This is a genomic window from Streptomyces himalayensis subsp. himalayensis (genome assembly GCF_013778455.1).
Taxonomy (GTDB): Bacteria; Actinomycetota; Actinomycetes; order Streptomycetales; family Streptomycetaceae; genus Streptomyces; species Streptomyces himalayensis.
On sequence record NZ_JACEHE010000005.1, the window covers coordinates 310,365 to 325,237 of the forward strand.

The following is a 14,873-nucleotide window of genomic DNA, read 5'->3' on the forward strand; positions in this document are numbered from 1 at the left end:
TCAGCGACCCGCCTGGCAGGCGGATCGGAGCTGCTGGGCGTACCAGGTCTTCTGCTCCTGCAGGGGCAGCTTGCTCACTCTGGCTGTCTCGGACAGGAGCTGTTCCCTGGTTTGGCCTTGGCTGAACTCTTGAGTCTCCCGGGAGAGCCACGCCATGTAATGGTTCTCAACCCCTATGGTCTGGGCCGCCCAGAGGGTGTTGTAATGCAGCATGTTCCAGTTCGGTTTCTCGCAGGGCATGCCGACCACGGAAATGGCAATGTTCTCCCGAAGGGCTTGATTCGCGTTGCCCGGTACGAGGTCGAGTGTCCAGCCTTCTCCGTCGGTATCGATCTGTCGAACGTCTGCCACGGCGATATCGGTAATACGTTGGGGTTTCTGGGCGATGATGCCCCTGGCCTCCAACTGGCCCATCATTTCTTTGAGTTTGGCCTGAACTTCACCGATGTGATCGGAGCCGGCTTCCGGCAGACAGACCTTGGGCCTGTTCCCCTCGCAGGTGACAGGGGCCAAGCCCTTGGAGGTCGGGGGAACCGAACGCCAGTCCATGGTAATGCTGTAGGCGCCGAGCAGGCCGCTGACTGCGATGACGAGAGACAGGGCGACAGAGCGGACATGGTCGCGGCGAGGACCTGCCAGCACGACGCAGGCAAGGGCCAGACAAACCGTGGGCAGAATCGCGGCTGCCGTCATGGCCGGCGAGTAGGCCTCACCGAATCCCACCCAAGCAATTGACCCGGTGACATGGTGCGCCCAGAAGCTGTCCGTACCCAGCGGAAAGCTGATGCCTATGAAGACCACCACCGATACAAGTGGTGCAGAGTACAGCGCATGAAGTCGGCGGCCGATGACGAATCCGATGACGGCATGGGCGGTGAGCAGGACCACCACGATGCCCATGAGATGCAGTGCGTACAGATCGGGAAGGATTCCGACCACCCATAGCCCACCTGCCATGACTCCAGCAGTCAGCAGCGACAGGGACACCACGGTAATAAGGATGGGTTGCAGTGCGATGCGCCACGTGGGCTTGGCGGTACCCAACTCCCAGGTGCCCAAAGCCCTGAGCCGGGTCGCTTCCACGGCGCTCAGGCCAGCCACAGCTGCGGCGGCCATCGGGACGGGGGCATGCACCGCGTACGACGCCGCCTGCGCCGCCCAAGGCAGAACGATGAGCTCCTCGATGTGCCGGGTGCTCGTGAGAAAAATGTAGGAGAAGAAGAGGCCGATAAAGGGCATGGCCAGCACAGCAGGGTGTGTGCGGAGAGAGGTGGAGATTCGCATGAGGCCTCGTATGGAGAGCAAAGCCTGGCCTCCGCGCACCCTGCGCGAAGGCCAGGCAGGATCAGTCGGCCAGGGTGGTGTCTACGTTGACCGTTTGAACGGTGACGGCGCAAGAAATGCACCCCGAACCGATCTGATCGATTTCGAAGTAGTAACTGTCGTAAGGCAGCCCCGACTGGGTGGCAGTGCTCTTGTAGCCCGAGCCGTTGAAGCAGTTGGTGAACCTGGAGGTTTCGTGCTTCACGTCGCTCCCCCAATTTATCTGCCCCCAAAGCGCCACATCCACGCTGGTCCTGCCGTACACCTCTGCGCAGTAGGTGAAGTTGATTTCGTTGTACGACTCGTCGACCCACTGCTGGGAAAGAGTTCCCTCGTTCCCTCCCCAAGGGCTGGCGGTCCAGTTGGCCCAAGCGCTGGCGGTGGTGGCGAACGTGAACACCGCGGCAACCCGGCAACGACACCGGCTCTACGCAAACGACTTCCTACCACGGAAAAAAACCCTGCCTTGACTTTCGGATTGCCGGGGCTCCCCCTCGAACTGAAAATCGAAAAGTCGAGCGACTTTAGCATGTGATCATCCGGCGGCGGGAAGGCTCTCCTCGACCTCGATTCTTCGGTGGTGACGTCGCACTTGCGAGGCGATTGGTTCATCCCGTTTTGTCATCGTTGTGAGGTTCAGGATCGTCGCGTGTCGCTGCGGGTGCGCCGGGCCCACGGGCCCGGGGATGCGGGTCTCGGTCGGAGAGGTAGTGCACCTCGTCCATCACCACGTAGCCGAGGCCGCTCAGCGTCTGCGAGCCCGAGTACAGCATGTTGCGCAGCACCTCGGTGGTCATGACCACGATCGGTGCGTCGGAGTTGATGCTGTTGTCGCCGGTCAGCAGGCCGACCTTGCTGGGGCCGTAGCGCTTGGTCAGGTCGGTGTACTTCTGGTTGGAGAGCGCCTTGATGGGCGTCGTGTAGAAGCACTTCTTGCCCTGCTGGAGCGCCAGGTGCACGGCGAACTCGCCGACGACCGTTTTGCCGGAGCCGGTCGGCGCGGCGACCAGCACACCCTTGCCCGCCTCGAGCGCCTGGCAGGCCTCTATCTGGTAGGGATCGAGGCCGAAGTCGTACATCTCGCGGAAGGAGGCGAGCGCGGTGGGCTGCTCGGCAGCACGCTTACGAGCCGCGTACCGCTCGGCTCTGTCATCGTGCTTTCGAGACTACCGGGACCCACTGACAACCGACGATCATTAACCGTATCGTCACGCAGGCCCTGGTCAGCGCCCCGCCCGGACCATTCATGGTCCGAGGATGCGCACAGCCCCCGCCACGCACTCCGCAGCCAGCGGCAACGCCCCGAGCCGCTCCCCGTCCGCATACCCCGTGATCCCCTCGGCCACGAGCTCGACCCGGGCGGCCCGATGGACGGTGACCTTGGGGTGGTCGAGGTGGGTGCCCTTGTACACCTGCGGAAAAACCCGCAGCAGCGTCCTCCGGCTGCAGTCCCCCACCACCGTGATGTCGAAGAGACCATCGCTCAGGTCGGCCCCGGCGCAGATCTTCATGCCCCCGCCGTACGAGGACCCGTTCCCGACGGCCACGAGGGTCGCCTCGACCTCGTGGACGACCCCGCCGTCCAGCGTGATCTTGTACGGCACGGGCCGGAACGCGGCGAGTTCGGCGACCATCGCGAGGTCGTACTTGAAGCGCCCGGCCGGAAGCCGCATCCGGTTACCCCGGTCGTTGACGCGCGAGTCGAAGCCGGAGGCGAGCACGGTGCCGAACCAGGTTCCGTCGACCCGCCCAAGGTCGATGTCGCGCACCCGCTCTTCCTTGAGCGATTCCGCGACGATCCTGCCCGCCGCCGCGGGGTCGCGCACCGGCAGCCCCAGGGCGCGCGCGAAGTCGTTGCCGGTGCCGACGGCGATCAGGCCGAGCGATGTCCGCGTCCCGGCGACAGCCTGCAGCGCCAGGGAAGCCATGCCGTCGCCCCCGACGACTATAAGCGCCGAGGTGCCGCCTTCGACAGCTTCTGTCGCTCTGCGTAGCGCGTCGACGGCGTCCTCGCCGAGGATCGTACGTACCGAAAAACCGGCCGCGCGCAAAGCAGAAGCGGTCGGCTGCGCTGCATGAGCGCCCCGGCCGCGTCCCGCGGCGGGGTTGATGATGAGGGTGATCTCGCTGGTCACCGGGGGACCTTATCGGGTACCGCTCTCGCGCGGGACCGTCAGGTCACATCGTCGTTTCCGTTGATCCGAGCGGCCATCCTCAGCGCGTCGGTGACGAGATCAGCGCGGTGATGGTCGGCCATGCCGTACCCCCCACGACCTCACGGGTCGCCAAATCGATGACGGTGGCCAGGGTGATGTCGCCGACGAGCTTCGTGCCGGGCGTACTCGCGGTGAAGTCGCGGCCGATCAGGTCCGGAACGGGAATGGCCTTGGCGTCCGGTCTCGTAAGGCCACGGCGCTCGCTTCGGATGTCCGCCGACGCCTGATCCGCTCCACTTTCTTCCAGTTGATCTCTGGCCCCGGCGCTGCAGGGCGGCATGGAAGCGCAGGACGCCAGAGACGCCGCGGGACTTGGCATGGATCGATGTCCAGTGACCGGCACAAGACGCTGACGCTGTAGCCACCGGGGTTGATTCGGTGGCCCCTCCGCATCGATGAAGTAGGCGGCGTGTGCCGTCGCGACACGGCGCAAGCCACACGTGAGGCCGCACCTACGTGAGGAAACAGCGAGTTCAACGACCGTCGCTAGTCGCACCCGTTCCGCCTGAGCGCCTCGGTGACCACGCCCGCGGTTGCAGGGTCGCGCATCGGCAGCCCCAGTGCACGCGCGAGGTCATTGCCCATACCGACGGCGATCAGGTCGAGCGGCGTCCCGCGTCTCGGCAACGGCCTCCAGCGCCAGGTCTCACCCGTCGGAGTCACGCCGTGTGTCCGGCACCAGCGTCGGCGTTGTATGTGTGTGCGTAGATCGAATGCGTGACCTTTTCGCGGGTGTGTCGTTGATCGGATGACAGCATCACGGGTGGGGAGGGGGCCGGTGAGCCGGAAGCTGCCGCTCGCTGAGGGTGAGACTGCCCGCACGGCGTGTGCCCGTGCCGTCCTGCGTAGGGCAGTTGACGAGAAGACCGGCGCGCTGCTGCCTGCATCGGTGCTGGCGGAGCGGGTCGGCTGGGCTGCCGGTCTGGTGTCCGGCATGGCCGGCGCGCTGATGGCGGAGCACTGGAACACCACCGACGTGGACCTGCTCGCCTCCGGGGAGGACGCCGGCGGTCGAAAGCTGCCGTCGAACGCCTGGATGGCCCTGCGGCGTCTAGGCTGGACCACCACTCCGCCCGCGGGTGTGAAGGTCAACGACCGCATCGTGCGCATGGCTCAGGAACAAGCCGGGCGCACGCTGCGGGCGGCGAAGTGGCGCGCAGACCTCACCGCCGGAGTTCTCGCGACCTGGCCTGCTGATCCGGCCAAGCGCACGGGTGAGGAATGGGATGCCGTCCGTGAAGCGGTGCCCGGCGGGCAGTTCCTGCCGTCCAGTGTGATCAAGTCCCGCACCCGGCAGGCCTCCGCCTTCGAGGGGCAGCACGACCGTCTCCCGGTCGACGTGTTCGAGCTGGAGCCTGCACCCCGGACCGCCCGGATGCTGCTGCTGTCGGCGTGCGACGGGCAGGAGGCCACGCTCGAACGCGGCGACGAGCCGGGCCGGGCGCTGCTGCGCCTGCAGCTGCCCAGCCGCCCCGACCCGCGCTCCTACCGGGACTGGACATGGGTTGCCTGCCCCGTCACGCTGCCGCCCACCATCCCGGTGAACGCGGTACTGCACCTGCCCACCCTGCGCATCCACCAGGGCAGAGTGCGGGCTGATCTCGCCTACACCCACGCTGTCCCCAAGGCGCAGCGAACCGGGCACTCGGTCGCACTCGGTGTGGACTGGGGCCTCAATACCTTGTTGTCCGCCGGGGCTGTCCGGCTCCACGGCAACGGACGTATCACTGCCCTCGGCAGCGGGGGCATGCTCCGCGCGGCCGGCGTCCTGGCGAAACAGCACCGCCTGCGCCGCCTGTCCGAGCTCCTGCATGCCAAGACCGACCAAACGACTCTCTGGCCTGGGCCGCTGCCCGCTGGACCGTCGATCAGGCCATCTCCGCCGGCGCGACCGTGATCTATGTCGAAGACCTCCGCTCCATGGAAGCGCGCGGCATGGGCCGCAGCATGAACACACGCCTGTCCCAGCAGGTGCGCGGGCAGATCCTCGACCGCATGCGGCACTCGCCGCTGAGGCGGGTATCGCCATCGTGACGGTCCCTGCAAGGAACACCTCCAGGCACTGCCCCCAGTGCCTGGTGCCGCTGCGACACCGCAAGGCCCCCGACCGGCCCACGACACCCGGCTGGAAATGGGTCATCTGCCGCTCCTGCGGCTATCAGGGCAACCGCGACACGGGCGCGTGGAAGCGCATCGCCGCACGTGGCCTCACCCACCAGGCCAAGACCGTCGTCGACCGCAGCACCAGCACCATGGTGATCCGCTCGGTGGTCGACACGCTCGAAGCCAAGGCCGTGGTCACCCCGCCCGCCAAGAAAACCCCCCGGGACCGGTCCAAGACCGGACCCACCCGGCCACTCACCACACGCCCCGCGCCCAGGCGACGCAGGGCACCCTCCCCCACCAGGCCGCAAGGCCCGGCGGGCAAGCGTCCGGAGGGACACGCTCACACGGACCGGACCCGGCTGCCCCGCGCAGCACACCGGCACCAGGGCGTGACGGCGATCAGCACACCCACCACCGGCCGACACCGGCCACGAGGAGCAGCACTGGGCGCGGGATTCCACCTGCACGCCCACGCCACCCCTCCACGGTGGGCACAACCCATGCCAGACACTACGTCCTACATGGGATCGCTTGGCTGATCAGAGACGCTCGCCATGCCGTCGCCGCCGTCGCTCACTACCCCTACGTCAATCCCACCGCGGGACGCGGCCGGAGTGCTCATGCAGCGTGCGAATGGCCGAAGCCCCGGTCGGGACGACCGGGGCTTCGGCATTCGCTGCCCTTTGCTACTCAGGTCACGTCGTCGAACCCGTTGATCCGCTCCCGGTCCCGGTCCGAGCTCGCCTGCTCGGGCAGCGCAGGGGTGGCGGAGACGGCTTCGATCTCGCCGATGTCCTCGGGCGTCAGGTCCAGCTCGGAGGCCTCGTCGTCGGCGGGGCCCTCGGCCTCACGCCGTGCTCGACGCCGATCGTTCATGAGCGCGATCCCGGTCGCGACGAAGTACAGCACCGAGATCGGCACAGCCAGCGCCAGCATCGAGATCGGGTCGGTGCTGGGCGTGGCGACCGCCGCGAAGAGCGTGATGCCCATGACCATGCCACGCCACCAGCCGCGCATCTTCTCACCAGAGATGATGCCGCCGAAGTTCAGCACGACCAGCAGCAGCGGCAGCTCGAAGGCGAGACCGAAGATGATGATCATCCGCATGATGAGCTGGATCAGATCATCCAGCGGCAGCAGATTGTCGCTGAAGACGATGGAGAACTCGAGCATCACCACCGCCATCTTCGGCAGCGACCAGTACGCGAAGTAGGCGCCCAGGAGGAACAGCGGAAAACCGGCACCGACGATGCCGAGCGAGTACTTCTTCTCGTTCCTGTGCAGACCAGGAGCGATGAAGCCCCAAAGCTGGTACAGCCAGACCGGTGATGCGAGCACCAGGCCGGATGTGAAGGACACAGACAGCGCCAGCGTGAACGGGCTGAGCAGGCCGTTCTGCGTGATGCGCGCGCAGGTTTTGGTCTCGGTCGCCTGCAGCTCCGCGAGGCTCAGGTTGCATCCCACAGCCTGGAGAATCGGGGTCGTGAAGAACTCGAGGATGTCCTTGTAGAACATGAACGAGATGACCGTGGTCACGACAACAGCCAACAGGCTCTTCACCAGCCGGTTGCGCAGCTCACGCAGGTGTTCCACAAGGGGCATCCGCCCCTCGGGGTCCTTCTCTTGCTCTTTCTTGCGGGCAGACTTGAGCAACCCACGTCCTCATCTCGTGCGGCGGGCCGGTCCTCACCGGCCCTTTCTCAGCGCTTGGTCGTGTCCGTCGGCTCGGTGACCGGGCGAGAGCTGGTCACATCGCCGGGCGCGGCCTGGATGACGCGCTGTGCCGGGGGCTGCTCGTTGTTCGGCGGGTCTGCCGGAGCCGCCTGCTGGTCGTCGGACTTCATCGCCTTGGCCTCGCTCTTGAGGATGCGGGCCGACTTGCCGAGGGACCTGGCCATGTCCGGAAGCTTCTTGGCACCGAACAGCAGGATGATGACGACGAGGATCAGAATGATCTCGGTGGGGCCGAGCCTACCCATAGCTGTTTACCTTCTTCACCGAGGCGACATGGAGTCCGAATACCCGGCAGGTCGGACATTCGTCCGACCACCGTGCTGGCAGCGATCGTAACGCTCAGGGGTAAACGCGGGGCAATCCCTGTGCATACTCCCAGTCTGCGGGCCCGCGCCTCGCTCTCGGGGCCGCGATTCAGCAGCGTACCTGCCGAACCTGGGAAGTTGACAGGTAGCAGCCGTCAAGGAACTTTCGAAAAACCTCAAAGAACGTCCCCGGTCGTGTGGGCCACCCCGACCGCCGCACGCTCCAGATCCTCGGCCGCGCGATGGATGCGACGTGCGGAGTCGTCGACTTGGCGCCCCAGCCGCTGGGCCTCCACAAAGACCCGGACGGCCAGTACTCCGAGCACAGCAAGCCCACAGAAACCCACAGCGATCGCCAGCATCGGCCAGAACATGTCGGTCAGCCTAGACGGTGGAGTGCAGGCGCAACGTCCGCACTCCGCCGCCGGTGAGGAGTTCGACGATGCGTTCGCCCGCGGGCTTGCGCACCGCGGCGCCGCACTCGGGGCAGGTGAACGAGTAGAACGTGGTGCGGCTGCTGGCGCCGATGGCGAGGCGCAGCGCACCCGCGGCGAGTTCGAAGCGGGCGCGGCAGTCGGGGCAGGCGGCCTTGAAGACCACGGGAATCGGCCCCGATCGTCCGTATATGGCCGGCGATCCCTGTGTGTTGGATGTCACAGAGCTGCTCACAGCGCTTGCTCCTGCCTGTCGACCGGCCCGCCGACGGGCGCCTCGGCCGGGCCGTCGGCGTTGCCGTACGGTGCGCCGACCCGCCCACCGGCCGGGGCCGGGGTCCCGGCGGGCCCGGCGACCAACTCGTCATAGGCCGCGAGCGCCGCGCGTGCCGCCCGCTGAGCGCTGTCGGCGAGGTCCTGCGGGGAGACGATCCGGCCGTCCCGGCCGAGCCGGAGCGCGAGCCTGCGCAGGCTGGCGGGGTCGGGCGTGCGCAGCGTGATGCGCAGGCCGCCGTCGGGCAGCTCATCGGCGCTGTCGTGCGGGTAGTACTCGGCGACCCAGCGGCCTCCGGGCCCGACCTCGACGACCACCTCGGGATCCTCGGCCGCGGGCTGCACCAGCCCCTCGGAGAGGTCGCGCAGTTCGACCTCGGGCGGCGCGGACGGCTCATCCAGGATCCTGATCTCCGCGACCCGGTCGAGCCGGAAGGTGCGCCGGGCCTCCGAGCGGCGGCACCACGCCTCCACGTACGTGTGGCCGACGCTCACCAGCCGGATCGGGTCGATCTCGCGCTCGCTGAGCTCGTCGCGTGCGGGCGAGTAGTAGCGGATCCACAGCCGGCGCCGCTCGGAGATCGCCCGGTCGACGTCCGCGAAGACGCCGCCCTCGGACTCGAACGTTACGGAGAGCCGGGAGCTGGCGCCGGCCGCCTCGCCCGCCGCGGTCTCCAGCTTCGCGGTGGCGCGCAGCAGTGCCTGCCGGTCGCTCTCGCGCAGCCCCGGCAGCGTCGAGACGGCGCGCGCGGCGACCAGCAGCGCGGTGGCCTCGTCGGCGGCGATCCGCAGCGGCGCGGCAGCTTCTGCGGCGAGGGCGCCTGGGTTGCGCCACCAGATCCGCTCGCCGTCGGTGTCGATGTCGAGCAGGTCACCGCCGCGGAAGCTGGTCCCGCACAGCGGCAGTACGTCGAGGTCGGAGATCAGCTCGTCCTCGGTGATCCCGAAGGCGCGAGCGACGTCGGCGACGCGCGCGCCAGGGCGCTCCCGCAGATACGTCACCAGGGAGAGCATCCGCCGGGTCTGGTCGATGGCGTTGGCTGCCATTGCTTGCTCCGTCCCCCTCAGCCCTTGGCCACGGCGCGCAGCCGGTCCACGACGTCGGCCCGTAGCTCGGCGGGTTCGAGGACCACCACGTCGGGCCCGAACTCCACCAGCCAGGCGTCCAGGCCGTGCCCGTACGGAATCTCCAACTCCTCCCAGCCGTCGCCGAGTTCCCGTACCGAGACGGCCTTGGCGCGCAGCGGATAGCCCGCGCCCGCGCGCAGCCTGATCAGGGCGCTGCGGTCGGCTGTCTCGCCCGCCCAGCTCGCGACGGTTTCGCGCACGGTGACGACGTCGGGTACGGCGGCGGTGAACTTCCCGGGGCGGTTGCGCACCTTCCCGGTGATGCGGGAGAGGCGGAAGACCCGCTCGGCACCGCGCTCGCGGTCCCAGCCCGCCAGGTACCAGTGGCCGCGCCAGCACTCCAGCGCCCAGGGCTCGACCTGGCGCAGTTCGGGGCGGGCGGCGGTGGCCTTGCGGTACTCGAAGGCGACGGGGCGGCGGTCGCGGCAGGCGAGCATCAGAGGTTCGAAGGCGGCCTCGTGGACGGGGATGTGGGGTTCGAGCGCGCCATGCGCCCCGTACGGGTCGACGTCCTCGGGAAGGCCCGCGGCGCGCAGCTTCTGCAGGGCGCCGCTGGCGGCTCCGGCGAGTCTCGCCTGTTGCCAGACCTTGGCGGCGAGGCCGAGCGCGGCTGCCTCTTCGGCGTCGAGCGTGACGGGCGGCAGCCGGTTGCTGTCGCGGCGGGCCAGGTAGCCCACCTCGCCGTCGAGGTTCTCCACCGTCTCGATGACCAGGCCGAGCTCGCGCAGATCGTCCTTGTCCCGCTCGAACATGCGGTTGAAGGAGTCGTCGGAGCCGGCTTCCAGGTAGGCCTCGATGGAGCCGCGCAGCTCGCGCTTGCTGAGCGGTCGCCTTGTCCCGAGCAGGCACAGCGCCAGATTCATCAGCCGCTCGGCCTTGGAGATGGCCATCGACGCCCTTCCCTATGATGCTTCGATCGTCGACCGTACCGCTCCGTGGTGTCGGGGCAAAAGCCGAGGGCCCATGCCAGACGGCATGGGCCCCACTCCTGACCGGATGTGATCAGGGTTGCCGATCAGATGTGATCAGCGCTGCTGACCGGATGAGATCAGCGAGGTGTTCCGTCCGGGCCGACTCAGACCGCGACCAGGTCGCAGACGAAGATCAGGGTCTCGCCCGGCTTGATGCGGCCGCCGCCGGCGCCGCGGTCGCCGTACGCGAGGTGCGCCGGGATGGTCAGCTGGCGGCGCCCGCCGACCTTCATGCCCTGCACGCCCCGGTCCCAGCCTGCGATGACCTGGCCGACACCGAGCTGGAACTGCAGCGGCGTGCCGCGGTTCCATGACGCGTCGAACTCCTCGCCGGTGGAGAAGGCCACGCCCACGTAGTGGACGGAGACGGTGTCGCCCGCCTTCGCCTCCGGGCCGTCGCCCTCCCAGATGTCCTTGATCTCGAGGTCCGCCGGCGGCTCGCCGCCCGGGAAGTCGATCTCGGGCTTCTCGATGCTCACGTTAATGCTCCTGCTTGTTACGGATGGGCAACGCGCACAGTCTTACATCTTCGCCAGGATGTCGACGGAGAAGACCAGCGTGGAGTCCTTCTTGATGTCGCTGCCGCTCGGCGGGTTGTCGCCGTAGCCGAGGGCCGGCGGGACGACTACGAGGACACGGCTGCCGACCTTCTTGCCGGTCAGGCCCTGCGACCAGCCCTTGACGACCTGCTGCAGCGAGAACGAGGAGAGCTGGCCGCGCGAGTACGTGGAGTCGAACTCCTTCCCACCGTCCCACAGCACGCCCTTGTACTGCACGAGGAGGCTGTCGGTGGCCTTCACCTCCTCGCCGTCGCCCTCGATCACGTAGTTGGCCACGAGGTCCTTCGGGGCGTCCTTCTCGGGGACGTCGATGGACGGGGCCTTGCCGTCGGTGTTCGTGCCGACCTTGGGCAGGTCGATGTTGTCCTGGGCGACGACCTCGCCCTTCGCGGAGCTCTTGGGGCCGAAGGAGTTCACGATGTCCACGACGAAGACGAGCGTGTCCGTCCCCTTGATGCCGGCCTGCGCGTTCCCCTCCGAGCCGTAGCCCAGGGACGGCGGAATGGCCAGCTCCACGCGGCTTCCGACCTTCTTGCCGACCAGTCCCTGGTCCCATCCGGGGATGACCTGGCCGACCCCGATCGGGAAGATCGCGGGCACACCGCGGTCGTAGGAGTTGTCGAAGACCTTGGCCGTGCTCCAGATCTGGCCGAGGTAGTTGGCCTGCAGATAGTCGCCCTTGGCGACCTCCGCGCCCTTGCCCTCGACCAGGACGTTCACCGCTAGGTCCTTCGACGGCTCACCGGAGCCCTTGGCGACAGTCGGCTTCTGGCCGAACTCCTTACCCGCCGTGACCTCGGGCACCGGCCCGGACACGATCTTCGCGGTGGCCTCCGCCGAGGCTGTCGGGGACGGGCTGGACTCGGCCTTGTCGGCCTTGTCGTCACCACAGCCGGCAAGCGTGAGCAGGCCGGCCGGAACGGCAAGGAGCAGGGAGCGTCGGCGCACGGTGGGGGCCTCGTATCGGTCGATCTTGTAGTGGGCGTGCGCGCAACTCTACGGGCACACGAGGGCGCCGTACGAGAAACGTACGGCGCCCCGCGTTGCGTACTGCTGTTCCCGGTCACATTCCGGCGATCAGCTTCTCCACCCTGTCGTCGACCGAACGGAACGGGTCCTTGCACAGCACGGTGCGCTGCGCCTGGTCGTTGAGCTTGAGGTGGACCCAGTCGACCGTGAAGTCGCGGCGCTGTTCCTGGGCGCGGCGGATGAAGTCACCGCGCAGCCTGGCCCGAGTGGTCTGCGGAGGCACCGACTTGCCCTCGAAGATCTTCAAGTCGTTGCAGATACGGGCCGCTTGTCCCTTCTTCTCGAGCAGGTAGTACAACCCGCGACGGCGGTGGATGTCGTGGTACGCGAGGTCTATCTGCGCGACCCGCGGATGCGACATCGTCATGTTGTGCTTGGTCCGGTACCGCTCGATGAGCTTGTACTTCATCACCCAGTCGATCTCGGTGCCGATCCGGTCCAGGTCCTCCTGCTCGATCGCGTCGAGCGTGCGGCCCCACAGCTCCAGCACCTGATCGACCGTGCCGGTGCGGATACCGCGGCGCTCGCAGAAGTCCAGCGCCTTCTCGTAGTACTCCCGCTGCACCTCGAGCGCGGAGGCCTCCCGGCCGCTGGCAAGACGCACCTTGCGGCGGCCCGTGATGTCGTGGCTGACCTCGCGGATCGCCCGGATGGGGTTCTCCAGCGTGAGGTCCCGCATGACCGTGCCCGCCTCGATCATGCGCAGCACCAGGTCGGTGGCACCGACCTTGAGGAGCATCGTCGTCTCGGACATGTTCGAGTCGCCGACGATGACGTGCAGCCTGCGGTAGCGCTCGGCGTCCGCGTGCGGCTCGTCGCGGGTGTTGATGATGGGCCGGGAGCGGGTCGTCGCAGAGCTGACGCCCTCCCAGATGTGCTCGGCACGCTGACTGACGCAGTACACGGCGCCGCGCGGGGTCTGCAGCACCTTGCCCGCCCCGCACAGCAGCTGCCTGGTGACGAGGAATGGAATGAGGATGTCCGCGAGGCGCGAGAACTCCCCGTGCCGCGCCACCAGATAGTTCTCGTGGCAGCCGTAGGAGTTGCCCGCCGAGTCGGTGTTGTTCTTGAAGAGGTAGACGTCGCCCGCGATTCCCTCCTCGTGCAGGCGGCGTTCGGCGTCCACGAGCAGGCCTTCCAGAATGCGCTCGCCCGCCTTGTCGTGCGTGACGAGTTCGGTCACATTGTCACATTCGGGAGTTGCATATTCCGGATGTGATCCGACGTCGAGATAGAGGCGGGCGCCGTTGCGCAGAAACACATTGCTGCTACGGCCCCATGACACGACACGGCGGAAGAGGTACCGCGCCACCTCGTCAGGAGACAGGCGGCGCTGTCCCCTGAACGTACACGTGACGCCGTACTCGTTCTCCAGCCCGAAAATGCGGCGGTCCATGAGTGAACATTACGCCTGATGCCCAGCAGTGAAACCGGGTTCGACAGCACCGTTTCGATCATTTTCCGAAGCGCCCGCCAACTTCCGGGTGCCGCCGGGAGCTGCGAGGACCCGCCCCGCGGCCAGCAGAACCAGCAGCGCGACGGCCGCCACGCCCCCCGGAACCGCGAAGCCCCAGGCGGCTCCGCCCCACTCGACGACCGGCCCCGTAGCGGCCGTTCCCACCGACGCACCGACCGTGAACGTGGTCACCAGCCACGAGAACGCCTCTGTCACCGTGCCCCTCGGCGCATAACGGTCCACGATGATGAAGGCACACGCGATGCACGGCGCGAGGAACACCCCCGCAAGGGCAGTCAGCGCCGTCATCCCGACAGGGCCGGGCATCAGCATCAGCGGCAGATAACAGAGCGCGAGCAGTGCCACCAGGCCCCGCAGTCGCCGCTCGGGCGCACCACTCCACTGCCGCGCACCGTACACGGCACCGCCTGCCAGGGCACCCAGCCCCAGCGCCGCCATCAGCCAGCCGTACACCGCGTCGCCCCCGTGCCCGTCGGCGTACGACACCCCGGCCACCGTGATGGAGCCGAGCGCCATGCCGATGAAGAGGAACGAGCCGAGCAGCGCCAGCAGGCCCGGCGAGCGCAGCGCCCCCAGCCAGTGCGCCTCCCGGGGAGCCGAGCGCCAGGTCCGCGACGGCTCGGACACCACCACGGACAGCGCACCGAGGACACCGACGGCATTGATGACCAGCAGCGCCGCCTCCGCCGACCACAGCGACACGCACAGCGTGACCAGCAACGGGCCGACCGTGAACATCACCTCCTGCGCCACGGCATCCATCGCGTACGCCGTGTGCACCTGGTCCTCGCGCGGCAGCACCTTCGGCCACAGGGCCCGCAGACCGCCCTCCAGAGGCGGGGCGAACAGGCCGGCGACCACCACTGACGCATGGGCGAGCCAGAGCGGGTCGGTGCCGGCCAAGGCGAAGACCGCCGCGCCCAGGGCGGACACGAGAGCCGCGGGCAGCTGCACGCGCGGCTGCCCATACAGGTCCACGAGCCGGCCCAGCAGCGGCTGCCCCACGGCGTTCGCCACCCCGTACACCGCCGCGAGCGCCCCGGCGAGGCTGTACGAGCCGCCCTCCGCCCGCACGAACAGCACGATCGCGATGGCCGCGGTGGCATTCGGCAGGCGGCCCACGAGGGTGCCCACGAGCAGCCTCGCCGCATGTCTTGTCCGGAGAATCTCCCCATATCCCGCGGCCATGCCAGCCCTGCCCTCTCCCCCGCACCATGGCGCCCGCCGCCCTGCCCGAGGTGATCGAAGTTTTACGTATAACGCCGTCCGTCATACGTACCATGTGCGCAGTTCGCAGTCCACTTCGATTTCGCCGGA

15 protein-coding genes and 3 pseudogenes are annotated in these 14,873 nt (G+C 67.9%); 2 read left to right on the plus strand and 16 right to left on the minus strand.

Translation table 11 applies throughout. The features are described 5' to 3' along the window. The 6 genes and pseudogenes from H1D24_RS11435 to H1D24_RS42275 all read right to left on the minus strand — a co-directional run. Entirely contained in the window at positions 1-1,284 is a 1,284-nt protein-coding gene (locus H1D24_RS11435; RefSeq protein ID WP_181657326.1) for a DUF7224 domain-containing protein, read from the minus strand. Positions 1,285-1,345: 61 nt separating this feature from the next. Further along, entirely contained in the window at positions 1,346-1,723 is a 378-nt protein-coding gene (locus H1D24_RS11440; RefSeq protein WP_258563990.1) for a hypothetical protein, read from the minus strand. A 295-nt stretch (positions 1,724-2,018) separates the two neighbouring features. Then, positions 2,019-2,476: pseudogene (locus tag H1D24_RS11445) on the minus strand (DEAD/DEAH box helicase); the annotation flags it as partial. A gap of 91 nt (positions 2,477-2,567) precedes the next feature. Beyond that, entirely contained in the window at positions 2,568-3,458 is an 891-nt protein-coding gene (locus tag H1D24_RS11450) for a diacylglycerol kinase (RefSeq protein ID WP_181657327.1), read from the minus strand. A gap of 71 nt (positions 3,459-3,529) precedes the next feature. After that, positions 3,530-3,726, minus strand: a pseudogene (locus H1D24_RS42270) (IS3-like element ISRhosp5 family transposase); the annotation flags it as partial. 317 nt (positions 3,727-4,043) lie between these two features. Then, positions 4,044-4,185: pseudogene (locus tag H1D24_RS42275) on the minus strand (sphingosine kinase); the annotation flags it as partial. A 132-nt stretch (positions 4,186-4,317) separates the two neighbouring features. Here H1D24_RS42275 and H1D24_RS42280 point away from each other — a divergent pair. Both H1D24_RS42280 and H1D24_RS42285 read left to right on the plus strand, forming a co-directional pair. Further along, positions 4,318-5,436: a hypothetical protein gene (locus tag H1D24_RS42280; RefSeq protein WP_258563991.1), complete on the plus strand. Its 1,119-nt coding sequence runs from the start codon at positions 4,318-4,320 to the stop codon at positions 5,434-5,436. Between the two features lie 133 nt (positions 5,437-5,569). Continuing rightward, positions 5,570-6,184, plus strand: coding sequence for a zinc ribbon domain-containing protein (locus H1D24_RS42285; protein WP_309484277.1), 615 nt, complete (start codon positions 5,570-5,572; stop codon positions 6,182-6,184). A gap of 151 nt (positions 6,185-6,335) precedes the next feature. On the opposite strand, the gene tatC is transcribed toward H1D24_RS42285, so the two are convergent. The 10 genes from tatC to H1D24_RS11510 form a co-directional block, all read right to left on the minus strand. Then, positions 6,336-7,298 (minus strand): twin-arginine translocase subunit TatC, encoded by a 963-nt coding sequence (gene tatC, locus H1D24_RS11465; protein ID WP_181657329.1) that lies wholly within the window; start codon positions 7,296-7,298, stop codon positions 6,336-6,338. Between the two features lie 47 nt (positions 7,299-7,345). Beyond that, positions 7,346-7,624 (minus strand): Sec-independent protein translocase subunit TatA, encoded by a 279-nt coding sequence (tatA, locus tag H1D24_RS11470; protein ID WP_181657330.1) that lies wholly within the window; start codon positions 7,622-7,624, stop codon positions 7,346-7,348. Between the two features lie 236 nt (positions 7,625-7,860). Next, a complete protein-coding gene (locus H1D24_RS11475) occupies positions 7,861-8,058 on the minus strand; it encodes a hypothetical protein (RefSeq protein WP_181657331.1) in 198 nt (65 codons plus the stop codon). A gap of 10 nt (positions 8,059-8,068) precedes the next feature. Then, entirely contained in the window at positions 8,069-8,341 is a 273-nt protein-coding gene (locus tag H1D24_RS11480; protein WP_309484281.1) for a hypothetical protein, read from the minus strand. 8 nt (positions 8,342-8,349) lie between these two features. Next, positions 8,350-9,438, minus strand: a complete 1,089-nt coding sequence (locus H1D24_RS11485) for a helix-turn-helix transcriptional regulator (protein WP_258563993.1) — start codon at positions 9,436-9,438, stop codon at positions 8,350-8,352. A gap of 17 nt (positions 9,439-9,455) precedes the next feature. Beyond that, positions 9,456-10,409, minus strand: a complete 954-nt coding sequence (locus tag H1D24_RS11490; RefSeq protein WP_181657332.1) for a helix-turn-helix transcriptional regulator — start codon at positions 10,407-10,409, stop codon at positions 9,456-9,458. A 185-nt stretch (positions 10,410-10,594) separates the two neighbouring features. Then, on the minus strand, positions 10,595-10,969 hold the full coding sequence (locus H1D24_RS11495) for an FKBP-type peptidyl-prolyl cis-trans isomerase (RefSeq protein WP_067283196.1): 375 nt from the start codon (positions 10,967-10,969) through the stop codon (positions 10,595-10,597). A 42-nt stretch (positions 10,970-11,011) separates the two neighbouring features. Beyond that, the gene (locus H1D24_RS11500; RefSeq protein WP_181657333.1) at positions 11,012-11,998 is read right to left on the minus strand and encodes an FKBP-type peptidyl-prolyl cis-trans isomerase; all 987 of its coding nucleotides are present in this window, start codon (positions 11,996-11,998) and stop codon (positions 11,012-11,014) included. 115 nt (positions 11,999-12,113) lie between these two features. Further along, entirely contained in the window at positions 12,114-13,475 is a 1,362-nt protein-coding gene (pafA, locus tag H1D24_RS11505) for a Pup--protein ligase (protein WP_181657334.1), read from the minus strand. 9 nt (positions 13,476-13,484) lie between these two features. Beyond that, positions 13,485-14,744 (minus strand): MFS transporter, encoded by a 1,260-nt coding sequence (locus tag H1D24_RS11510; RefSeq protein ID WP_181657335.1) that lies wholly within the window; start codon positions 14,742-14,744, stop codon positions 13,485-13,487. Positions 14,745-14,873 lie beyond the last annotated feature (129 nt).